The sequence below is a fragment of the Bacillus sp. T2.9-1 genome, from assembly GCF_950097965.1.
In the GTDB taxonomy this organism is placed as follows: domain Bacteria; phylum Bacillota; class Bacilli; order Bacillales; family Cytobacillaceae; genus Niallia; species Niallia hominis.
This window is the reverse complement of record NZ_CATNHG010000083.1, coordinates 1-23,620: the sequence shown is the minus strand read 5'-3', so window position 1 is coordinate 23,620 and position 23,620 is coordinate 1. Positions and strand designations below refer to the sequence as shown.

At 38.6% G+C, this 23,620-nt stretch carries 22 protein-coding genes; all 22 read right to left on the bottom strand.

The window, feature by feature from the left end:
- Nucleotides 1–55 precede the first annotated feature (55 nt).
- Entirely contained in the window at nucleotides 56–1,609 is a 1,554-nt protein-coding gene (locus tag QQZ16_RS09225) for a terminase large subunit (protein WP_446715451.1), read from the bottom strand.
- Complete coding sequence (locus QQZ16_RS09220) at nucleotides 1,602–2,075, bottom strand: phage terminase small subunit P27 family (protein WP_109768512.1); 474 nt, start codon at nucleotides 2,073–2,075, stop codon at nucleotides 1,602–1,604. The genes QQZ16_RS09225 and QQZ16_RS09220 overlap by 8 nt, the downstream gene beginning before the upstream one ends.
- Before the next feature lie 74 nt (nucleotides 2,076–2,149).
- Nucleotides 2,150–2,365 (bottom strand): hypothetical protein, encoded by a 216-nt coding sequence (locus QQZ16_RS09215; RefSeq protein ID WP_031536909.1) that lies wholly within the window; start codon nucleotides 2,363–2,365, stop codon nucleotides 2,150–2,152.
- 267 nt (nucleotides 2,366–2,632) lie between these two features.
- On the bottom strand, nucleotides 2,633–3,385 hold the full coding sequence (locus QQZ16_RS09210; RefSeq protein ID WP_031536911.1) for a hypothetical protein: 753 nt from the start codon (nucleotides 3,383–3,385) through the stop codon (nucleotides 2,633–2,635).
- 124 nt (nucleotides 3,386–3,509) lie between these two features.
- Nucleotides 3,510–3,830: a DUF6329 domain-containing protein gene (locus QQZ16_RS09205; RefSeq protein WP_031536912.1), complete on the bottom strand. Its 321-nt coding sequence runs from the start codon at nucleotides 3,828–3,830 to the stop codon at nucleotides 3,510–3,512.
- A gap of 134 nt (nucleotides 3,831–3,964) precedes the next feature.
- Nucleotides 3,965–5,212, bottom strand: coding sequence for a site-specific DNA-methyltransferase (locus tag QQZ16_RS09200; RefSeq protein WP_031540359.1), 1,248 nt, complete (start codon nucleotides 5,210–5,212; stop codon nucleotides 3,965–3,967).
- 9 nt (nucleotides 5,213–5,221) lie between these two features.
- Nucleotides 5,222–5,962, bottom strand: coding sequence for an HNH endonuclease (locus tag QQZ16_RS09195; protein ID WP_051641009.1), 741 nt, complete (start codon nucleotides 5,960–5,962; stop codon nucleotides 5,222–5,224).
- Entirely contained in the window at nucleotides 5,955–6,419 is a 465-nt protein-coding gene (locus QQZ16_RS09190) for a helix-turn-helix domain-containing protein (RefSeq protein ID WP_031539295.1), read from the bottom strand. The genes QQZ16_RS09195 and QQZ16_RS09190 overlap by 8 nt, the downstream gene beginning before the upstream one ends.
- A 348-nt stretch (nucleotides 6,420–6,767) precedes the next feature.
- Complete coding sequence (locus tag QQZ16_RS09185; protein ID WP_031539296.1) at nucleotides 6,768–7,121, bottom strand: HNH endonuclease; 354 nt, start codon at nucleotides 7,119–7,121, stop codon at nucleotides 6,768–6,770.
- Between the two features lie 273 nt (nucleotides 7,122–7,394).
- A complete protein-coding gene (locus tag QQZ16_RS09180) occupies nucleotides 7,395–7,826 on the bottom strand; it encodes a DUF1492 domain-containing protein (protein WP_031539297.1) in 432 nt (143 codons plus the stop codon).
- A gap of 18 nt (nucleotides 7,827–7,844) precedes the next feature.
- Nucleotides 7,845–9,227, bottom strand: coding sequence for an SNF2-related protein (locus QQZ16_RS09175; RefSeq protein ID WP_031539298.1), 1,383 nt, complete (start codon nucleotides 9,225–9,227; stop codon nucleotides 7,845–7,847).
- Nucleotides 9,224–9,502, bottom strand: a complete 279-nt coding sequence (locus QQZ16_RS09170; protein WP_031539299.1) for a VRR-NUC domain-containing protein — start codon at nucleotides 9,500–9,502, stop codon at nucleotides 9,224–9,226. Before QQZ16_RS09170 ends, QQZ16_RS09175 begins: the two co-directional genes overlap by 4 nt.
- A 261-nt stretch (nucleotides 9,503–9,763) precedes the next feature.
- Nucleotides 9,764–12,169, bottom strand: a complete 2,406-nt coding sequence (locus tag QQZ16_RS09165; RefSeq protein WP_031539300.1) for a virulence-associated E family protein — start codon at nucleotides 12,167–12,169, stop codon at nucleotides 9,764–9,766.
- Nucleotides 12,170–12,348: 179 nt separating this feature from the next.
- Nucleotides 12,349–13,170 carry a phage antirepressor KilAC domain-containing protein gene (locus tag QQZ16_RS09160; protein WP_031539303.1) on the bottom strand — a complete coding sequence of 274 codons (822 nt, stop codon included), beginning with the start codon at nucleotides 13,168–13,170 and terminating at the stop codon, nucleotides 12,349–12,351.
- A gap of 21 nt (nucleotides 13,171–13,191) precedes the next feature.
- A complete protein-coding gene (locus QQZ16_RS09155) occupies nucleotides 13,192–15,141 on the bottom strand; it encodes a DNA polymerase (RefSeq protein WP_031539305.1) in 1,950 nt (649 codons plus the stop codon).
- 5 nt (nucleotides 15,142–15,146) lie between these two features.
- Nucleotides 15,147–15,689, bottom strand: coding sequence for a DUF2815 family protein (locus QQZ16_RS09150; protein ID WP_051641010.1), 543 nt, complete (start codon nucleotides 15,687–15,689; stop codon nucleotides 15,147–15,149).
- Nucleotides 15,690–15,707: 18 nt separating this feature from the next.
- Complete coding sequence (locus QQZ16_RS09145; RefSeq protein WP_031539309.1) at nucleotides 15,708–16,883, bottom strand: DUF2800 domain-containing protein; 1,176 nt, start codon at nucleotides 16,881–16,883, stop codon at nucleotides 15,708–15,710.
- Nucleotides 16,883–17,224, bottom strand: a complete 342-nt coding sequence (locus QQZ16_RS09140) for a hypothetical protein (protein ID WP_031539311.1) — start codon at nucleotides 17,222–17,224, stop codon at nucleotides 16,883–16,885. The genes QQZ16_RS09145 and QQZ16_RS09140 overlap by 1 nt, the downstream gene beginning before the upstream one ends.
- Nucleotides 17,217–17,375 carry a hypothetical protein gene (locus tag QQZ16_RS09135; protein ID WP_155986780.1) on the bottom strand — a complete coding sequence of 53 codons (159 nt, stop codon included), beginning with the start codon at nucleotides 17,373–17,375 and terminating at the stop codon, nucleotides 17,217–17,219. Before QQZ16_RS09135 ends, QQZ16_RS09140 begins: the two co-directional genes overlap by 8 nt.
- 331 nt (nucleotides 17,376–17,706) lie before the next feature.
- Nucleotides 17,707–19,608 (bottom strand): ImmA/IrrE family metallo-endopeptidase, encoded by a 1,902-nt coding sequence (locus tag QQZ16_RS09130; RefSeq protein WP_031539313.1) that lies wholly within the window; start codon nucleotides 19,606–19,608, stop codon nucleotides 17,707–17,709.
- 102 nt (nucleotides 19,609–19,710) lie between these two features.
- The gene (locus QQZ16_RS09125) at nucleotides 19,711–21,546 is read right to left on the bottom strand and encodes a tetratricopeptide repeat protein (protein ID WP_031539314.1); all 1,836 of its coding nucleotides are present in this window, start codon (nucleotides 21,544–21,546) and stop codon (nucleotides 19,711–19,713) included.
- Nucleotides 21,547–21,573: 27 nt separating this feature from the next.
- Nucleotides 21,574–23,214 carry a restriction endonuclease gene (locus QQZ16_RS09120; protein WP_051641011.1) on the bottom strand — a complete coding sequence of 547 codons (1,641 nt, stop codon included), beginning with the start codon at nucleotides 23,212–23,214 and terminating at the stop codon, nucleotides 21,574–21,576.
- Between the last annotated feature and the right edge of the window lie 406 nt (nucleotides 23,215–23,620).

Genomic DNA, 23,620 nt, shown 5'->3' with positions numbered 1-23,620 from the left:
TTCTATTATTATACCATATTGTGGAATGTTCACATCAGCTATTTCTTCGGAAAAACTACAGTATTAAAATTCCACGACCATTATAAACACTCTCTCTATTTTCATTCCTTATTGCTCGATCCAACGCCATAATCAAAGCTACGGCACCATCAATACGTTCTGTACTTTTCTCTTTATCAGGCTTGATATTTCCTGCGGGATCAGTTTTCACAAAGATGTTATCCATCATCCATCTTAAAACCGGATTTCCACCATGAACGATCCTTTTCTCAAGGGTGATTTTCATCAGCTCTTTGGATGCTGGTGACATATCCTTGTACCCTTGTCCAAACGGAACAACGGTGAAGCCCATGCCTTCAAGGTTCTGAACCATCTGTACAGCACCCCATCTATCAAAAGCAATTTCTTTAATGTTGTACTTTGTTCCTAGTTCTTCTATGAAAGCTTCTATGAATCCATAATGAACGACATTACCCTCTGTTGTTTTGATATATCCTTGTTGTTCCCAAATATCGTATGGAACGTGATCTCTCCTCACCCTTACTTTCAGGTTGTCATCTGGTATCCAGAAGTAGGGTAAAACAATAAACTTTTCATCATCTGTTCTTGGTGGGAAAACCAATACAAAAGCTGTAATATCAGTTGTGCTAGAAAGGTCCAGCCCAGCAAAACATTCTCTTCCTCGAAGACTATCTAAGTCAACCTGATCATCGCAAGCATCCCATTTCTCCATTTGCATCCAACGAGTCGATTGCTTCACCCATTGGTTCAATCGCAGCTGCCTGAAGATGTTTTCTTCTGCAGGATTTTCTTTCGCACTGATAAATGCATTTTTCACTTTCTCTATGTCAATGGTATGGTCCAATGATGGATTGGCCTTGTACCAGTTCTTTTCATCTGTCCAATCATCGTCATCTTTAATTCCGTATATGACCGGATAAAATGTAGGGTCAATTTTTCTTCCTTCCAGAATATCTACTGCTTTTTGATGTACTTCATAACAGATTGAATTTCGATCTGTACCAGCTGTCGTGATTAAAAAGAACAGTGGCTGAAGCCGGGCATCCCCAGAACCTTTTGTCATTACATCAAATAGCTCGCGGTTTGGTTGAGCATGTAATTCATCAAAAACAACGGAATGAACATTTAGACCATGTTTTGTATATGCTTCTGCCGAGAGTACTTGATAAAAACTATTTGTAGGTTTATAAACTAATCTTTTCATTGACATGACTGGCTTAAATCTTTTCTTTAAGGCTGGTGATTGTTCTACCATTTCAACCGCAACATCAAATACAATCGAGGCTTGTTGCCTATCAGACGCACATCCATAAACCTCAGCTCCCCACTCGTTATCACCACAAGTCATAAGAAGTGCTATTGCAGCTGCAAGTTCACTCTTCCCATTCTTCTTTGGTATTTCAATGTAAGCAGTGTTGTATTGACGATAGCCATTTTCCTTTACCGTGCCGAAAAGATCCCGAATTATTTGGTCCTGCCATGGAAGAAGGTCAAAAGGTACCCCACGCCACTGGCCTTTCGTATGTTTTAAACAGTTGATAAAATTAACAGCGTGTAAGGCTTTTTTCTCGTCATACACCTTAACCACCACCTTTAAAAAGCATAAACTCCATTGGATCATTTGCATCCATGGGTTTATCAGCTGTAATTCGACTTCTCGATGAAGGGGTTAATCCAAACTGCTCACAGAAACGGTTCATGATTTTTAGATAGCTTTGAGCGATGGAAACCTGTGGCACCTGTTGCCAGTATCCTGAAGGCGTTTTTACAATCGTTCCATGCTTGGAGATGAACTCTTCTGCCTCTTTCCACCTTGCATAAGCTTGGCAATATCCCGCAAATGCAGCCATGTCTACTTCTGTCAGAATACCTAGCTGTTCCAGTTGCTTAACCATTCTACGCCACTCCTTCTTGGCTTCAGGTTCTAACCAAGTTGGGCATCTCGGTGCCTTCTTTTCAGGTTGGGGCTCTTTCAGATTAAGGTCTCTCTTCCCAGGATTACCTTCTAATTGTTTAATGGCTGTAGGTTTTGGTTTCCTTCCACGTTGAGCCACAGGCGCCACCTCCTTTCCAATTTGGCATAAGAAAAGAGCCTACCTTCTGATAGACTCCGATTGTTTCATTTCTTTTAGTTCTTCCAAAATTCCATCTTGAATTCGCCATCAAATGCTAACCATCGAACTTCTCCATCTTCAAGTTGTAAGACTAGCATGCCCGGTAATAAATGTATTTCATTTTCTTGGTATCCCGCTTCTTTCAATTCTCGCTTTTGCTGAAGTAACAGTTCCATTCCCCTCACCGCATCAACGTTTCCTTGTAACATCTGAACCCTATCTCTAATCATAGAAACAACCTCCCTGTGTTTTTGTATGTCTATACATCACTCTGAACACAGGGATTATCAAGTTAATTGTCGCCCTTAATTCCTTTATAATTGAAATTGCCCTTCTTGATTTCCTCATGGTCAGCTTTTACCGCTTCACCATAGTCATTTCGCTTGGATTCCCTATCCTTACAGCTTAAGCAAATGCAATCGGTATTGTACATGGACATGATCCGTCCGCCTTTCAAACTACCGCCACAGCGGTCACAGTGCCTTTGTGTGAAGAATTTATTCATTCGGTTCAATCACCTTTCTAAAGGCTCCGCTTCCTTCAAGATTTTGCAAGAGTGCTTTTCTCGTGGTTTTGTATTCAGGTCCATTCATTCCGAGTCTTATCAGCCAAGTCCTAAAGGCATATTTCGGATTGTCATCCTGAGCTCGTTTGAAAGTTGCTCGCTTTTGCTTTTTGGCATTTTGGTTGATGAATGCGGCGAGGTCTTGAAAGGCTGCAATTTTCTCTGAATTCAAGTTTTGCGCTGCTAGTTTGATAGTGAAGGTTTCATTTTCAAAATTGAAAGCTAAACCTGGGATCCTCTGAACTCCAAGTTCATCAAGTGTCTTCTTAAACTCCTCAAAGGTACTCGATTCTTTTTCACCCAAAGCCTCTGGTAAGGTTTCATCCATCAGCGGCTCGTTTGTTTCAAACGCCATCATGATCAGGTGCTGTTTGCTATAAAGCATGTTTACTAGATTTCTTAATGTGTTTCCGTTGTGACCCTCAAGCGGGATCGTTACCTCAATCCCATCCAAATCAAGAACCGCTGGCTGTTCCTCACCTGTTTCTTCTTCAGGCTCTGGCGGATTTGTTATCTCTTCAAAGGTTTTCACTTCTCCGGCTGAGTTTGTAATCGCGCCCTGCCTGTCAATGGTGTAAATTTCATCCTCGGTTATAATTTCGTAGGCAAAGGTTGGAACGTTTAGATACTTGGGTTTCACTCCTAAAAATTCTCCTAGTTTTTTGACCATTTCTTTTCGATCCATTTTCACTACCTCCTGTGTTTTGGTGTAGTACATATATCACTCTAAACACAAGTAATAGCAAGTCATTCCTGAACAAAATGAGTATATTTATAGACCAATAGAAAAAGGCCCGTCAAGGCCCCCTCTAGTTATTTTCAATTGCTGTATATCTTGGATAACTAAATCCTTCGCTGTTTACCAATACTGATTCACCTGTTTCTTTATTGATGACTCTAATACATCGAGCCTCTCTATTCGTATTCACTCCGCCATCTCCTCGTGTGATCCAAGGCTGGTCATTAAAGAAGTCTCTTGCAAAGTTATGAAAATCCTTATCTTCTAACTCCACTTCTTTTGTAACGGTGTATGTTTGACCTCGTTGTCCTTGCTTAATGGCTGATTCCGTGATTTCCTTAAGTTCCGCTAGATTACTAACTTTCCTTCCAAACAGTGCTTTTTGACTCATTCCCATTCAACCTCCTATGTTTAGTTAATACATATATCACTCAAAACATAGAGAATAGCAAGTTCATCAAGCACTTTCATTCCCTAAAATAGAAACAGCCGCCTTTTCAAAATGGCGACATCACTCATCTGCATTTAATCCTTTTTATCTTCATTGAGCACCAAATCACTATACTTCAACTTTTGGCCATCTCGAATAAGAAAAACATCTTCATCTATTCCTACGTGCTCGATATATCTTTTTACAATTACATCTACAAACTTCTCATCCAGTTCGATCATGTAACAAATTCTATTTGTCTGATCACTGCTTATCAATGTACTACCAGAACCTCCAAATGGATCAAGTACAATACAATTAGTGAGGCTTGAATTCTTAATCGGATAAGCAAGTAGATTCAATGGTTTCATGGTCGGATGTAATTTTGAGCTTGTCGGTCTGTCAAAATTCCAAACTGTTCTTTGTTTTCGATCACCATAAAATTTATGTCCCGACGTAGGCTTCCAACCATACAAAACGGGTTCATGAGCATACAAATAGTCACACCGATTAAGCACTGGAGCATTCTTTACCCATATACATGTCTGATGACAAAAGAATCCCGCTTCTTTCATTGCTGTTCTGAAGTTAACTGTCTCTCGATCTGCATGAAATACATAAATTGCAGCACCATCTTCTACATGCTCATACATATTTTTATAAGCCTTTAGTAAAAATGAATAGAATTCTTTGTCGCCCATATTATCATTTTTTATTTTACCTGCTGTTCCTTCATAATCTACATTGTATGGCAAGTCTGTTACGATTAGATTTGCTTTTTCACCATTCATCAACTTCTCATATGTTTCTGGAACGGTACTATCTCCACAAATCAGCCTATGCTTTCCAAGAAGCCATATGTCGCCTTGATTTGAAATTGGTTCTTCTTCTAGTGCAGCATCAACATCGAAATCATCTTCCTTGATTTCTTTATCGTGAACCTCGTTAAACAATTCATCAATTTCTGGTGGATCAAAACCTGTAAATTCAATATCGTAGTCTAAAGATTGCAAATCCTTAATGAGGTCTGCTAGTAACTCCTTATCCCATTCGCCCGATACTTTGTTCATTGCGATATTTAATGCCTTTTCATCAGCTTCATTCATTTCTACAAGAACACATTCAGCTTCGGTGTAACCTAAATGTTTTAATACATTCAGTCTTTGGTGACCAGAAATCACAGTATTGTCATTCTTTACATTTACTACTATTAGTTCGACATAACCAAAGTTCTCAATGGATTTCTTTAATTTTTCAAATTCAGAATCTCCTGGCTTTAATTGTTTCCTAGGATTATATTTTGCAGGATTTAATTCTGCTATTTTCAGTCTCTGAATATTCATTGGTTCCTCCTAAATTGAAAAAGCCATCACTGAATGACGGCTTAGTTTCTCAAGTATTCGCTTTTCTAATAAGTACGTTGCTTCAGGAACATCATTTAAATTTGCATACTCACCAAATAAGACATTAGCTGCCACATTATAAGATTGCGCAGCTTCAACTGTGTTGTCAAAGCATCCAAGATGAATAGATTTATAGCTATATGTTATTCTTGCCGCGAACCTACCTGTTGCTTTAATTAAGTAAACTCCTGTATAGCCTGTAGTATTGCTACTGTTTAGTTTGTGATTGAACATATTCTGTTGATGGCTGCATAACCTTAAATTACTTTTTCTGTTGTCATTTTTATTTCCAGATATATGATCAACTATTTTATCTTTCGGAGCATTCATTATTAAACGATGCATCCTTACTCTTCTCCCATTAATTTGAGCTACTAAGTATCCCACTCCATTAGGCAGCCACCTATGATCCTTAATAATTGCCAAATCTTCTGTATCTATAATAAACTCTTCACCGCTAGGTAACCTTCCAATGGTTTTATCACCTACGCTTTGATATTTAATATTTGTCCTGCAAAAGCCACAGGTTTTTGTATGCCCTGTACGTAAATATCTTCCTTGAACAATTGTCATATTCCCACACGAACATTGACATTGCCACAAAGCCCTCCCCTCTGTACAACGCCCTGCTTCTTTTATCACTTTTAGTTGGCCACAGATTTTATTTTTCATATCAATCTTTTTAACCATCTTCTATCACCGACTCTATTTCAATAATCTCATCTTCACTCCAAAATCTAGATTTGATATAGCAATCATGAGTACAGAACTTTCGTTTCTTGTTCCCATAGCAACTGAAATCTTTTTCACACTGCGGGCAGGTATAGTGGTAAATAGCTGTTTCATTTTTATTACGTGCCTGAGGATTTTCTTTCCACCACTTACGGCGACATTCATCCGAACAGAACTTCCGAGTCCTTCCACGACCTTTTTGGTTAATTGGATTCCCGCAGCAAGTGCAGAGTAGATGATTGTTCATTTGCTCTTTCACATTTAATGCGACAACTCTGGAATCACCTGCAAGTCCATTCCTTTTACAAAAACCACGGATACTATCTCTGGATTTTCCCAAGACAGCGGCAATGGCTTTGTATCCCACTCCTTTAAGCCGAAGATCGTATATCGTCTGTTTTTCTACATCATTCATCTCTCACACCCCTTTCTGCGTAAACCGTATTAAAAATCGCAATAAAAAAACGCCTTAATCAGCTATTTTTCAAGTGATTACTGGCGTTTAGCTATTATTTCTAATTTAATTAAAAAAGTTGCTTCAACCCTAGTATCCATAAGGCTTGAGCAGTTTTTGTATTCCTTCTTAAATAAAACCTCTTCGCAAATTCAAAAATAGTTGTAACCCTTGCGCCTATTGAGATTTAATATCTTTTCCAACCTTTGAGGGATACCCCCCTTATTTAATTCCGCGAAAATTCGCGTGAAGGGGGCGCGCGGTCGCCATATAAAAGGTTGTAGAGATTTGGCCTCCCCTAGGGGTCTCTTAAAAAGAGTACACCGGGAACTGATCTTCTGTTCTTGTCTTCCGATCGTGGCACCTCTTACACAAAGGTTGCCAATTACTTTCATTCCAGAACAGCTTCTGATCTCCTCGATGGGGTTTAATGTGGTCTACCACCGTAGCTTGATTCAGCTTCCCTTTCTGTTCACATCGTTTGCATAGAGGATGAGTGTTTAAGAATCGTTTGCTCGCTTTCCTCCACCGTTTATCATAACCGCGCTCGCTTGCGTTTGCTCTATCATCAACATGAAGCTTTGCATGAAACTCACAGTACTTGTTTTCTGTTAACAAAGGACAACCGTTGTGTTTGCATGGCTTCTTTGGTTTCACTGGCATTGCTCTCAACTCCGTTTAATCCATTAAAAAAGCCCCGAAGGTTTGTCCTCCAAGGGCTGTTGTGTATTCTACTTCTACAGTTTATACTCTAGCACATTTACAGGGTGGCTTATAATGGCTTTTCATGGCCTCTTTTAAATTTAATAATAAATAAAAGTTATCCACATAGAAGTGTGAATATTTTGTTAATAAGCAGCATTCTTACACAACAATTGCATAGAAAAACCCTTAAAGGTTACATCCTTCAAGGGCACTGTGTGTACTCTATCTTTTTTATATGCATTCCACTGATTTGTTTTCTAATCGTTCCGTTGCTTCTTTCAACGCTTTCCGATGCAACCGATAAACCCAGCGCAAATCATAGCCCATGATGACAGCTACTTCTTCCCATGTACTGCCGCTAAGATATCGTAGTTCAAGTAGTAATCGGTAAGAGGGATTATCTATTTCAGATACGAAGGTTGCCAACTCACGTTTTAAATCAATCAATTGATCAATGTCGTCATTGATTTCTTCCTCAAGGGTCATTAACTTAACGAGAGCAGTTTCCATCGGCGATTGTTGTTTCGTACTTTGGACCTTATCATCCTGAAGGACGGAGGTTGTTTTTAAAGCAAGGTCTCGTAACATCGATACTTGTTCAAGCTTACTGTTTATTCTTTGATCAAGCTGAAAGGCCTGGGATAAATAATCTTTTGCGTTCACCGGCAATTCCTCCTGTCTTTACATTCCATCTGGCAAACCCTCTTTGTATTGATTCATTCTCGCCTTCACCGCTTCCATTAATGCCGCTTGGCTGACGTCTTTATCTTCCAGTGCTTTCATCACCCGTTCATCAATGGTGTCTTTGGCAATGATGTGATGAATCACAACCGATTGTTTTTGACCTTGCCGCCATAATCTTGCATTTGCTTGTTGGTAGAGTTCGAGACTCCAAGTAAGGCCAAACCAGATGATAATGTTCCCACCAGTTTGAAGGTTCAGTCCATGACCAGCTGATGCTGGATGAGCTAGAAGAACTTGAACCTTCCCTTGATTCCAATCCTTAATATCTTGATCTGTTTGAAGGGGCCTCGGATTTAGTTTCTTTAAATGATGTAAAAGCCTGTCCTTGTCATGCTGGTAACCATAAAACACAAGAACTGGTTTCCCACCTGCTGCTTCCACCAATTCATTCAAAGCCTTTAACTTTTCATCATGGATATGTTTTACTTTTCCGTCCTCATCGTAAACAGCGCCATTAGCCACTTGTAATAATTTATTGGCTAGGACTGCAGCGGACCCAGCTAAGACATCTGTCCCCTCCAGTGTTAGAATCAATTCCTTTTCCAAAACCTCATATTGTTCCTTCGTCTTCTTGGGAAGTTCCACTGTAATGACATTGTCCATTCTTTCAGGTAACTCAAGGTAATCCTTGGCCTTCATACTCACACAGATATCAGAAAGCTTTTCATAAATGGCAATTTCCGCTCCATTTTTTAACTTCCATGTGTAGACAATCATTTGATTTCGCTTATCGGGAAGAAAGTATCTTTCTCTATAACTAGTGACTGTTTTACCTAACCTCTCTCCACCATCGAGTAAATAAATCTGTGGCCACAAATCAATTAAACCGTTTGGTGCTGGTGTTCCTGTTAATCCAACCAATCGTTTAATAAAAGGCCTCACCTTTTTTAAGGACTTAAACCGCTGTGCTTTGGAAGATTTAAAGCTGGATAACTCATCGATTACCACCATGTCAAAGGGCCAGTCCGAATCGAAGTGTTCTACGAGCCAAGTAACATTTTCTCTATTGATGATGTAGATATCTGCTTTTTTATATAAAGCTGCTACTCGTTGTTTTTCACTACCGAGCACTTTGGAAATTCGGAGCTCATTAAGATGATCCCATTTCTCCACTTCTTCTTCCCAAGTTGTACTTGCTACTCGGAGTGGAGCAATGACCAGAACTTTCGACACATCAAAGTAGTCATACATCAATTCTAAAATTGCTGTTAAAGTTGATACTGATTTTCCCATTCCCATCTCAAGAAAGAGAGCTGATTTCTTTTTATCAATAATCCACTGGGTGGCATAAGCCTGGTAATGATATGGTTTATATCTCATGGGACCAACTCCTCTAGCATTCGATCGACCGCTTCATAGCTATCAATCTTAAAAACTTTAAAGCCTATGGCTTCTAGCTGCTTTTTCCTTTTCCGTTGCAAGGCTCGTAGCTTTTTAGCTGGTGCCTTTAATTCCACAAAAGCAACCTTTGAACCATTAAAGAGCACCAGCCTGTCTGGCACACCTGCAAAACCGGGCGATACAAGCTTTAATGCCAACCCGCCATGTTCGTTCACTTTCTTTTTCAGCCTTTGTTCCACACTCGCTTCATTCATTTATCAGTCACCCCATATTTATTGTTTACAAACAAATCCAGTATTGATAAGGGTTTGAGCCCTCTTGTAAACTTGTAAACATAAAAATGGTTAAGCTATACATATAAGGCTATTAGAGGGTATAGGCTATATATAGTATTCTCTATACTCCCTATTTCTTCTTATATAGATATATATGTTTATCATGTTTACAAGGTATATAGAGTAAGAGGGACAAGAGGTTTGATGTAAACAATTAAAAAATTTTATAGTTTACATGTTTTACAAACCATCCCTTCTAAATCCTCTTTGTGTTCCGTAATCATTGTCGAACCGAATGGAACTCACCCTTTTCCAACCCGGTGTATGTTGGATGATCATATTGATCTCTTTTGCATCGTATCTAGTCATTATCGATACATCCTTTTGGAAAAGCTCTTCCCACACCATCTGAGCACATACTTTGTTTATTTTTATGGTTTGAACTGAGTTATCATTTGGTTGGTCCATATGCAAATAAGTCCTTCTCGTACCAATGTCTAGCTCATACCAGTTCACAGGCACAGGCGTTTCTAGATAGGTTCTGATACTTTCCGCAATTGGATTTTCTTGCGTATGGGCAGCTTGAAGTTCACGTGCCTTTTCCTCAATGTCTTTGCTTAATGCCAAGATCTCTCCCTTTTCGTACAATACCTTCGCTTCTGCCCAAATCTGATCCACTTCCTCATCAGTTAAATCATCCCACATGTTTTTACTGCCTCCACCATTAACCGTTATCGGTAAGAAGCGACGATTCCCCGTTGGATCGTTTAAGAAGTCGTAATCATTGGTGGTTCCAAAAAACACGCACTGCCGCTTAAATGTTTCATTATGCCTTCCATACGCTACCCGAAAGGTATCCTCGGATTTAGAAATAAAATGCTTTACTGCTTCCACATCAACCTTCTTCGTCGCCGTTAGTTCTGCCATTTCTAAAATCCAAGCTCCCTGAAGCTGCTCGTAGGCTTCCTTGCCCTTCACGGTTATTAAGGAATCCGAGTGCCATTCTTTGCCTAAGAGCTTAATAATATAACTTTTCCCCACACCTTGAGGGCCAACAAGGACCACGCAGTAATCAAACTTTGCCCCCGGTTGATAGATTCTTGTGACTGCAGCAAGCATAATTTTTTGAGTAAATGTTCTAATGCATTCATTGTCTTCAGAACCAAGGTAATCGACCATAATCGTCTCAAGCCGCTCCTGACCATCCCATTCAAGGCTGTCTAAATAATTTTTAATAGGATGAAACGCATGGTTAATGGCAACTTCACTCCAAGCATCAGCGATAACACCTGCTCCTTTAATACCATAAATTGAATAAAGATAATTTCGCAGGCTAGCATCATCCATGTCTGACCAATATCCACCACGCTCAACACTCCGCCAAGGTAAATCATCCTTAATAACCACCCGATGGACAAAATCGTTCATCGCAATTCTGTCTTTTAAAGCTGGGTCGTTTTCAAGAATAAGGATGACATTTGGTGCACTCGAGACAATGTTTCCTTTCTGATCCCTTGTTAATTCAGCCAACCACTCCATCTCTCCATCTTCAAAATCATCTGCAGCAAGACTTAACTGTTCTTTGCCGAGTGTCAGTTTCACCTGTTTATCCTTTAACGCTTCTTCCACCATGGCATTATACGAAGGCAAACGATTAATAGGCGTCCCTTCTTTGGAAGCTTCATCAAGATCACCAAATAGGTGAATACGAACTAAATCAAAAGCATTGCATAACTTCCCACCGATCGGGTCGGTTGAGTGATGGGAATAAGCAAAGTCACCATCTTCATATATCACCAGTCCACCTGCTGTAGAACCAGCTGAATACGTGTAACGGTTTGGATCCTCACAAGGGATATAGATATCACTCAAGTATTTCTCAATCACATCTACGACCGAGTACGTTCGGCAAAAAGCACCGACCACACCTTCTTTGGATTTAGGATCACCTTGCTTATCAGCGAGCTTCTTTCGTTCATGTATGGTTCTGGAACTTTCTGGCCAATAAGAGGAATCTCTCCAATCCGGATATCTTGCCAGCACTACATCAGGATCAACCCAAGGCTCGTCCAATACTTTAAAGACAAACTCCCCATCAGATGATGTTGATGGCCAATACATAAGTCGGTGAACTTGATATGTCGTATCATCGAAAAAATCAATTCCGAGGTCTGCTGCTATTCTTCTTGCAATTGGTACATATTCATCAGCGGTAACAGGCCTGGATAAAGGAATCACGAGTCTTAATCTTTGGTTTTTCGGATTATGTTTATGAGTAGAATACATGGCGCACCCATAGCCAAACATCGTCTCAACTGAAGCCCACAAGTCACCTTTCACAAAATCGGCATCAAGGGAAACAATCTGTCGCCAAACCACACTATCATGCTTTCTTCTGCCGCCCTTTAAAGTCCCACCGACAAATCCACCAACGTCTTTAATCTCATCTTGTTTTGATTTAGAAAGCTTTTTATATTCCTCATACGTTTCATGGGTTCTAATCGTGCTACTTAGCTTCTGAACAACATCGGACCAAAGCATTTCACGATTTTTCCAGTTTAGTTCTTTACGATTTCTTCCGATTGCAATCGTGAGGTTTCCATCATGTTTTAAACTTCGCTTTATTTTTTCACTGGGCTCTTTCACTTCGATCAACCCTCCTACGTAACAAAGTACCTAGGCCCTTTTTGGCTCCCTCCAGATCACCGGAAAGAGCCTGACCTTTCAATGTTTTAATTGTCTGTTTTGGCAGTACATCCTTGTACCGTTTTAGTTCCATTACAAAATTCAGAGTGTCAATACTAGCCATACTTGACACTTCCCCGCTAGGCAGTTTTAGTTGAACGTTCTATTAACGGTACTAATCCCTTTTCTCTCTTTAGTAATTCATAAAGAAATAACCTTCCCTTTTGTGTCCAGTAGGTGTGCATGACACTTCTTTCTGCATCAATGGCATGTGTTTTCGACTGGGTATAGCCCATATCGGCATATTTTTGATAAAGAAGCCAAGTTTTGCCCATCTTGTATTGCACACCCAGCTCATGTAAGATGGCGTTCAGTTTTCTTGCGGATAACCCATAATCCTTCGCAATAAGGCTTATTGGTACAACGGATTTATTTTGAAGAACTAAATCATAATACGATGCTTTCGGTTTTAACTCTCCGATGATTTGCTTGTTTTGAGCATTTTCCAGTTCGAGTCTTCTTGCTTTTTCTTTTGCATCTTTATACTCAGTAAAAAGCTTAATCCCCAGTTCAGGATTTTTTAAAATGTCATTGAGAAGGGACTCCGAAGCATACATCCCATGTTTTCGAATATCCGGTAGCACCTCATCGAAAATCCAATGTTCGAATTGCTCTGCTTTCTTCTTCACCAGCTTATTCTTGCTTTGAGATGAAGCCCCGATAATTAAGCGATACACATCGCCTTCAGGAATAAAATTCTTTTCAATTGTTTTACCTTCACTTTGCGGATGAGGTACCTCTCTTTTTGTTAGGTACCGGCAGTTTTTGATAATGGCTTGATGAGGATTACCATAGCAGAGCATTTTCGCTACCTCTGTCGCAGGAAAAAATTCCTTTCCATCAATCACCATAATTTCTAACTGACCAAATTCCGTAGAGTTGAATACACGTAAATTATTCATCTTAATTTCCTCCTGTTCGATTTAATCTTTCTTGTAATAATCCGTTTCAAAGCTATCTGCCCCTAAAGGCAATCCGGGTGCCCATTCAATTGACTGACCCATCAATTCTTCTACGTTTTCCATAGAACCCGTATCAATTGGAACATCTAGAACAACTTCGTCATGAACATGAAAGTTAATTCGATATCCCGCTTCGTCCAACCTAAGCATGGCAACAGCAAGACAATCTCTAGCTATGGCTTGAATAATATTCTCCGTAAGTTTGCCACCATAAGTAGGAATCCTTCCCCACTGCTTGGAGCCTTGTTCCGTTCCTTCATACGTGAGTTGCTCTTTTCCAAAACGCTCGTCTATCCCAATTTTCGGTCTAACATAAGCAAGGGACCGACCTGAAGGTAAGGTGATAAATAAAAGACCTTTTGTATAATGAAAAGTAAGACCATACTGCATCTTCACTACTGCTTTTTCCTTCACAGCTTTTATTGCTGCAGATTCTATGCCCCACCAAAGTTTCACGATATTTGTATTGGCTTCACGCCATGCAGAAACTAACTCTGGAAGTTCATCTTCGGTTAGCCCCATTTCTATAGCTCCCATTTGCATCAAAGCCCCTTTAGAGCCACCGTAGCCAAGAGCCAATTCAGCAATTTTCCCTTTCTGCCTAAGCGGGCTCCCTTTATCGATTGTCTGAATGGGTACTTTAAACATCTGTGAAGCAGAGGCTTCATAAATTTTTCCGTGTGATCGAAACACATCCATTCGCCAACGTTCTCCCGCTAGCCACGCGATTACTCTCGCTTCAATAGCCGAGAAATCAGCAACAATATAACGGTGGCCTTTCGATGGAATGAACGCGGTTCGTATCAATTGCGATAAAACGTCAGACACACTTTCAAAAAGAAGTTCTAGGGTTTCATAGTTTCCAGATTTCAATAGATCTTTTGCAACCTGTAAATCATTTAAACTGTTTCTTGGAAGGTTATGAATTTGAACAAGTCTACCAGCCCAACGCCCTGTGCGATTCGCTCCGTAGAATTGGAGTAGTCCTCTAATTCTTTGATCAGGACAAATGGAACGTTCCATGGCTTCATACTTTTTCACTGATGTTTTGGACATTGCTTGTCTTAATTCCAACAGCCGCTTCACTTTTGTGCTTTCCACTTCATCCATTAGTGCTTCCACATCTTTCTTGGTAAGGCTATTAACTTCTAACCCTTGTTTTAATAACCAACCTTTCAGCTGCGCTGGACTATTTGGGTTCTCGAGTCCTGTTAAACGCACAGCTTCTTCAAAGAGCTCATCCTGAAATGTTTTATCTGCTTGAATGGCATTAATGACTAAGCCTTTATCGATGAGAACACCCTCATCATTTATTTTCTGGTCTAACTCCCAAAGTTTCTGTTCGACTTCCGTGATAGGAAAGGCCTCTAGCTTCTTTCGGATTTGTCTTTCTACCTCAACGTCCTGCTTACAGTAATCCTTAAAAGTAGTCCACTTATCCAAATCGTGTTCTGGAAGATTGCGAGTTCTTCCCCCATTCACTTTTGTAGGTTTACAAGGAACAGAAAAGTAACGAATTAAAGCTTTTCCTTCCTTCATTTTCTGTTCTTGCAACCTGAGACATTTGGCCACACCATCAAGATATCCAGGTAAACCAAGCATTAGAGCATGAACCGATGAACACCGCCATTGTTCTGGCGGCATCGGTTGGTGAAAATACTTGGCTAAACATGTTCTTTCAAAGTTGGCATTGTATGCTGTCTTTATAACTGTCGGATCGGTCATGGCTTTCAAAATGTCATCCGGTATCTTTTCACCAGAAGCTAAATCAACAATCCTCACTTCTTCATCATCAACAGCATATGCCAAGAGAAGAACTTCAAAATCAGCTGATTCACAGTACGCATAGACCCCTGTTTTAATAAGGTCTATGCTACTGTATGTTTCTATATCAATGGCTAATAGTTTCATAGATATCAACCTAAAATATCATCATCGTCACTATCATCAGCAAAGTCAGCTTCAGCACTGCTTCGGCCACCAAGTGGATCTCCATCAGTAGACTTCATTATATTTTGAAGCCCTGCCGCGATTCCCTTATTTCCATTTACGTTGTAAGCGTAGAAAGTCAAACTGACTCTCCCATAGCAGCCGGAGTAAAATTCGCTCTGGTCCATAATCGGATTCAAATCCGCATCGACAATCCCTGGTTTTATCTTGCTGTTAGCATTAATGAAATAGGAATCTGCATATGCCTCATCATCTTCACGATCCACATCACCATCACGCAGAGGTGTCTTTAGATTTGAAGGTACCTTACCACCAAACTTGTCCTTATTTTCTTGAGTGGCTTTTTGAATTGCATCTTTTACTTTCTTAATTGTTGCCTTATCTGATTTTGGGATAATGATACTTACTGAATACTTTAGGTCACTTCCATTGACACTAACTGGCTGATGTACATTCGCATAACTAAAGCGTACTGGGTTTTCATTTGTTCCAATCGTAATTTTTACCATGATTTAATTTCCTCCTTGTTATTGAAAATCCACTTCTGGTGAAGCTTTTATTTCCGGTCGCTTGTCCTCTTCTGGCACGATCTTTACTTTCCCCGGCGCTTTTGTAATGAGAGACCCAAGCAACTCTTGGAATGTCTTTTTACCAAGTTCTTTTTCCAGTGTTGTAATCGTATTAAGTGATTTCTTATAAATCACATCACTGTCATATCCTGCAGTAGTAAGTGCTTCAACTATTGCATTTTCATCACTATATTTACGACTGCCTCTGCCCTCGACCAATTTCATCCCTGGCCACTGCTTGTTTTCATCCATTGCCATGTTTAAAGCATATTCTTGTACATCTTTTGCCCAGCTGATCAACTGGTCCATAGAAGTTAAAACTTCTACCACTTCATCATCCGTCAGTAACGGAGGTTTCTGAAAATCCATACAGGCAAGCTTCAGGTTTTCTTCCGCTCTCGCTCTACAGTTCGCTTTCACCTTACAAAAACGACAGTGCTCACCGGCCATGAAGTCACCTTCACCCTTAAATGCTAACTCCGCCTTGGGCTTGACCACTTCTTCTGCCCATTCCAATAGTTCATCCACTTGCATTTCATCTGTGGAGATATTGTCTAATCTGGGTTGCACAACGGTCATCAGTATTTTCTGAGTATCATAGAGTAGACCAAAGTTGTTTAATGCGCCCAAAGCGTACAGTCGCATCTGGGGATTTTCCACTGCGGAAACCTTGACACCCTTCCCACCCTTAAGGTCAATAACTTCTAATCTATCACCATAAATTAGAATTATGTCCCCCGTACCGAAAGCAGCTGGAACCCAAGGACTAAAATCTACTTTTTCCTCAATAAGGATGAGCGGGTCCTTGCTAGTTGCCTTAGCCTCATTCATTTTTTCTGTAGCAAAATCTACATATGTTTTTACAGCTTGTTCGATTTCTGCGTTATAAAATTCATTTTGTTTCATCTGTTTCAGCTTTTTGTTCAACTGAGCTTTTGTCATCTGTTTTAATTCATAGGACAAATAAAGTTCTGACAGCTCATGCATGAATGTACCTTCCCTGGCAAAAACGCTAGTTGTTTCTTCGTACTGTTCACTAAGTCGAACACTTGGTGGACAAGCTAACCAGCGACTGGCACCAGAAGCACTTAGACTAGCATGTGCTCTTTCTGAATGGTTCACAGCATTCTTCATCAAAGTTTCCCCGCTTCTTCTAAAAGCTCTGGATACTTTTCAGCTGGGATATCACTTAGTTTCTTGGCTCCAAATCCCGTAATCAGCTCTTTCACTTGTACCTGTTTTCCATCTTGTGAAAGTGATGCAAGTTTTGCCCTGACATCCTCCAAAGTTGGTAGCTTTGCTTTCGGAGGTTTCACAGACTTCTTTGATTCCCTTTTTTCCTTCGTTTCTTTTTCCTCCACGGGAGCCGCAGAGTTTGTTTGATTGCTTTCTAATGCAAACACCAAGGTTTCAATACTTCCTGCTAGATTTCGCAAGTCCGTCACTACATCAAGAGCGAGTTTTGTTTTACTCATTTGCTTCTTCTCCTTTCTTTTCATTTTGTTCATCAAGCTGACTCAATCGATTGGCTAGTCTTTTAGAAACAATGCTGATAGCTGTAAGGACGCCAATCATTTCTTCCTGAATTACTTGGTCGCCATCTTTTGGTTTGACTTGTTTTATCAATTAAAGGTCACCTCCTCGAAATTAATAATGTCCTTCACTTATTAGCCAACGGGGAGGGTGGTTTGGAAACCAAAAATCATAAATTTTTTTATAGAAATTCTTAGCGATGATCCTTCTATGAATTTCTGCTTATTTATTAAGGGTTGGCCAACCTCTTGCCTTAATAGTAATCTCTCAGGCATTGTTTAACCCGGACACGAAATGTCCTATTTTTACGCAAAAAAGCACCCCCAAAGTGATTATTTGCTCATCACTTTTGAGAGTGCTCTTGATTTCAAACAAAAAAAGAACCGGACATAGAATGTCCATCACCAATAAATATTTTTATTTTTTAAGCTTCTTTTGCGAGAGTTTTATATTCACATGCAACAAGAATTTCATTACATTCATATATAGAGCTTTGAAACTTTGTCATTAATAACATTTGAAAAATGACATGTTTTTGATCACCTGGTCTGAAAGAATGTCCTGCCTTAGATACCATATCCAAACTCAGAGGAGGAGGTAATTGAAGACCAATACAGATAGCAATAACTGTCCCGAGTTTTGAATTATAATCAAAATCATTTCTCATTCTTTGAATCGTCTTTGGACTAACCAATGATTTTTGAGCCAATTCTTCTTCTGTGATATTAAGACGCTTCATATGGGATACAAGAGTGTCTCCAAATGTAGTGGGAAGAGTGCGCTGGATATTGGCTATTTGACTAGCCATACCTCCAAATAACATTAATTCTTTCGCATTCTTTTCTATCGATTTATTATTATCTGAATCTGAAAACTTAACTTCTACTAGCTTGTCAGACGCTACATCTCTATATAGAACTGCCTCTTTGTAGTAGTTGACGCCATATTTATTTGGACTTGCTTTCACATCGAAAATCAAACAGCATTCATCTATATGTCGTCTTGCGTAATCTGTTAGATTTGCATATCCGTAATCATCTAGGTATATGTATTTCGGATCATTTATACAAAAATGAGAATCAACATATAAATATTTCCCTGAATCTAATAGACTTCTAAGGTTCGCATTCGTCGCATATTCAAACAATGCATCCTGAATACTAATAGTGAACGTTTGATTGTTTTTAAGAGCCTTTTTATCAAAAGCATGGCTTGCCACATAGCGATCATCTACATAGGTGTAAACGCCAACCGCCTCTCTATAACCGAGATCAATCATCCTAATCTTTGCTGCCACCTTAGACACTTCAAAAAACTCAGATAATTCAAGGACTACTGATTCAAAAATTTCATATGAGCTTTCTCCTGAATATAATCGTTTGTTTTTTGCAATTAACTCTTCTATCTTTACCCTTGTTTGCTTTTCTGGCATCAGTATTCTTGGAGCTAGAGCGTTAGCCTGCCATTCCATCCAGTCCAATGGAGTCCTATTCTTTTCCGGCTTAGCACTTTCTATTACTCTACAGCTGATTGCCTTTGCTTCTCGATTATAAAGCTTTTCAAGTTCAAAGAATTTTTTGTGCAATTCCCAGTGAACACACTCATGTATGATCGTATTATTCATAGATCCGATGTTGCGCATAAAAAACACATCTGGATCAATAAGCATTGTTCCTCTTTTTACCTTTACTGACTTGTAGGCCCCAGATTTGATATCAAAATATCGGGTTTTAGCATTCGAAAAATATATCTGTCCAAAGACAGAACCTGTTTTTGTGATGTGTATTTCTCGGATGCCAAGACCCATTCTTTCAGCTATTTTACGAGCTGGAACCTTCATTGGCTTTTCGAGTGCTTCAGGATAATACTTTTCAAGAAACCCTTCTGCTACTTGATCTAGCTGGTCCTTACTAATGACAGGAACCAAGTATTCTGAAAGGCGATTCTCCTTATTTTCTCTTTGCTTCATGTAGATAGACACATCTGTTACACCAAAATCCTGAAGACCGTCCTCTAATATTGCTGTACAAGAAATTCTGAACCATTGAATTAACCCATCAGTTTCCCTATTGCGTTTTACTGTTTCAGCAATTTGAATTTCAGCAGAAACAATGACATCAAAATAAATGGAGTTATCCAGTGAGCTAATTATATTAATCCACTTCACTTCGAAGTCTTCTAAGCTCGCCTCATCTGGTTCCTCAACAAGGTATGATTTTGATTCAAGTTGAGAAGGATTTTCTTCTATAAACTCTGACAACTCATCAAAAATTTCGTTATAAAACAGTTCCTGAATAACATCTCTAAATGAATGTAATTTACCCATAGGCAAGTCTCCTTGCTTCTGATTTTAAAATAGACACCTACAGTGAATACCAACCAAGATACATGGATTTATATTGTCCATTAACCCTAATCCAGCAACCATTTATGTTTCACTGGTGATAGGATTAAAATTAGAATTTAAAAAATGAAAGTCTTGTTGAATCCAGTGTGCAAAATGATGAATGGAGACTCCAGAAGACTTAAAAGCATCCAAGTGCTCCTTCGATTTTTCCCAATTACCGAGTGTAAAATAATATTTGGAAAGCCTTATGTACATTTCTACTACAATAGGGTATGAATTTAATTTCGCTAGATTATCTTCAGCTATCTGTACATGTTTTTTCATTTTTTCTAACGGTTCTGCTTTTATTTTTGAACCATTCATATTATCAATAGCAAAGCATTCATCAGCAATATCAAGGTCTTGTGTTACCATGTCAATTAAAAGTCCGTTTTTCTTATATATATCTTTCACATCGCACATTGACTCATAAATACGATTAAATTCATAAGGTTTATGAAACGCTTGTAACACCCCGATTTTTTCCCTTTCAATTTGACACCTTTCTTTTATTTCATAATCTTTCAGCATTTGAAGGTAATGTTCCAAATCTTTTAATGCTTCATTTTTTAAATATTTTAATACTGTATGCCTAATGGTTTCATAATGGTGATGAGCAGGAAATCGGATTTCACTTAATGCTACATTAATTTCTTTCATGCAAAAGTATCGTTGAGGCATTTCTAAATTGAAATAATCATTTAGACTGTTATATATACGATTCAGTACCTTTGTTAAATCTAACCTGTTGTTACAACGGAGTCTCAAATCATTTATGTCAAAAAGTAATTGTTGTTTAAAAGATAATTTCTTTCGAATTTCAATTTCCCCAAAGTCAACTACTCTTATCAAGTTCACTTTATTTGATTTTTGTCTTGCTACTTCCATCTGTAGATTATAAAATTCTTGCAAGTCTTTTAACACATTGCTATCTATTAATTCACTATATTCATCTAATCTTTGCTCACTTTCCTCAACCCTCTTTTGCCGAATACATAAGTGGATTAAATTTTGATACGACACATGTATCAAGGTTTTGCTCTTTTGCTGATTTGCAATTTCACAGCTTAAACGATAATAGTTTATAGCATCTGTATAGTTCCCTTCTATAAACCTTAAGCGGCCATAGTTGTTATAAATCATCGCTTCTAATATCCGATCTTTTCCATCAACCATATTCAACGCATGCTGAAAATGATCTGCTGCCCTATCTAAGTCCAGCCAGTTTTCATAAATCATTCCTCTTAGCATATGATAATTGGAATCATTTTTTTCTGTCAGATTATCGAGTAAGTACTTCGCTTTATTTAAATCACCTAATTCATATAATAGAAACGCTTTTTTTCGATGTAATACATTCTTCTCCGAAAGGAATAGCTTTCTTTCGTCTACTTGATTGTATAGCTCATATGCTTCTTTTATCTTCCCTAATTCTCCTAAATGTTCAGCATGAAGCATGTCGAATTCAAATCTTTCAACAAAATCAAAAAAATAAAAGGGTCTTTTGTTAAAAAGTTCTTCCTGGTTCCAGCTATAACCTTGCTGTAATTTAACTTTCAATTGGCCTAGCTTTAATTTTGAATATCCCAATGGTTTCTTAGCTGCAAAATATGAAAAGAGTGCATAAAATACTAAAAGTGATAATACTGCACACAGAACCCACCAATTATCAAAACCTATTAAGTCGTTTAATATAGCATTCAGGACTAATAACAGCAGAATGATTAGCGTGATATATCGACTTCTATATCTGGGGTGTCTAATTCGATGAATTTTAATGGGTAATAAAACCGCCAAAAATAGTAGTGTAATATTTCCTGCTAAATTTCCACCAAAGTACTCTAAAAGTAACTTAAATAAATTAATAGCGTCCCCCATATGACACCCCTTTTTAAATGGATTTGTTTAAACCTGCTCTGCAGCCGTTACTTTCTTAAAAGTAACCTCTTCTAGTACATCGAAATGTGCCTTACCACACTCTATCTTATCGTTTTCACTTTCACGTAGTTTTGTCTCATCGAGAGTTGACTTTGTTTCGGCAACTAAGTAGAGCTTAGCTTCTTCTCCTACTTTTTGTCTAACAATAGCCCAATCCGGATTGTATGTTCCAAGTGGTGTATCAACAGTAAACCAGCGAGGTAGTTTAAGAAAAAACTTAATATCTTCACGTTGATCCAATTCTTCAGCAAACTTTTTCTCCACTTCAGAATCAAACTCAAGAGCATCATAAATAGAGCCTTCTACGCTGACCATTCTACTAATATATCCCTCTATTTCATTTTCCTCGAATAACCTCATTTCGTATTCATCACCAGATATTTTTTCATACTTAATTCCTTCAACCATCATTTTTTGCATGGTAATACGGATAGCTTTAGTTACCTGGTCAAGAAATTGTTGTGGATTTTGCCAAATATCCGCTAGACGGTTAGATTTTTTTAGAATAGCAGCGATAGTCTTACGTGTTAATTCTGTCTCCTTTTGAATATAGGAAAGAATATCAGGAATGTTAGTGATTTCATAATCTATACTAGCTTCGTTAATGGCTAACATTTTATTCGCGATACCATCCGTAGTAATTTCTAAGCTGGCCTTCCTAGTATGAATTTTTGATTTTCCTATCTGGGGCATTTGTCTTATTGCAGCAGCAGCCCTGACAATTAAATCATTTGAATCATAATGCACGGAGTACCGAGTCTTATGCTTAATCCTTTCCCATAGCTCAACAAATTCTGTGTGATCGCGCCATTTAGGAATAAGATTCACTTTCTTACGCTCACGTTTGTTATTTATTCTCTCTTTATTAAAATTCTCACCAGTTTCTTCTTCAATTTCAGTTTGGAGAGACATAGCAAAGTCCTCGTAACTTTCATTAGCTATAATGGTTAGGCGGTTTAAATGATCGTCAAACACTCTCGTGCCTGTTTCATCTACAGGTAGACGTAGACCTCTCCCAATTTCCTGTCGCTTTTTTATATCCGACTTCGTTTCGTTTAAAGTACAAATTTGAAACACATTAGGGTTGTCCCATCCCTCACGTAAAGCAGAGTGGCTAAAGATAAAGCGAAGCGGTTCTTCCAGTGACAATAACCTCTCCTTATCTTTCATAATTAATTGGTATGCCTCATCGTCTGCTTTCGTATTACCCCTTGTATCTTTAGCTTTACCTTTTGTATCAGTTGCAAAATATCCATTATGCACTTTCTCCACCGGTGGAAGATTGAGATCCTTGTAACGTGGCTTAGAAGATAACTCCTTATATGCATCAATAAACCACTTACGAATTTTCCCATCATCTTCGGTATAATTAGCAACTTTATCGATAAACAAGAGGGATAGCACTTTAAGTCGTCGGCCTTCTGAACGCTTTTGTCTAATTCTTAACTCTTTCTCAAGGTGTTCCTTTACCGTTTCATAAATTTGCACCTTCATTAATTCGTTGGTTTGTCCACCAATAGTTTGCCCCTCATTTAAGGTAACACCATTAGTAAAAGCTATATATCCGCTACCTGCGTCGATATGATCTACTACGTAACCTTTATACACACTTCGTTCATTAGAGAGTTCATATAAATCTGTACCATTCTTACTTATCGATACGTTTTTTCGCTTCGGCCCACTTTTTTCTTGTACATCTATTTTTACTTTAGCGGTAATTTTTGTTTTTGTCGCTTTAATAGATTCAACAGCAATAAAAGGCTGATTAAAGTCTGGATCATCTAAAACAGAATCGACCCTGAATTATTCATAGAAAATCATTAATTGGTTACAATCGTTATTCCAATAAGCTTTTTTGTTAAATGTTAATTCACTTGATAAATGAAAAAAGAATCCATTTCTGATAAGGTTAAAACAACGACGAAATAACCACAGAAAGGATTCTTATAATGGCTACTTTACCGCAAATTACCCTTGATTTCAATCGCAAAATTAAATTGTCAAATGATGGAGG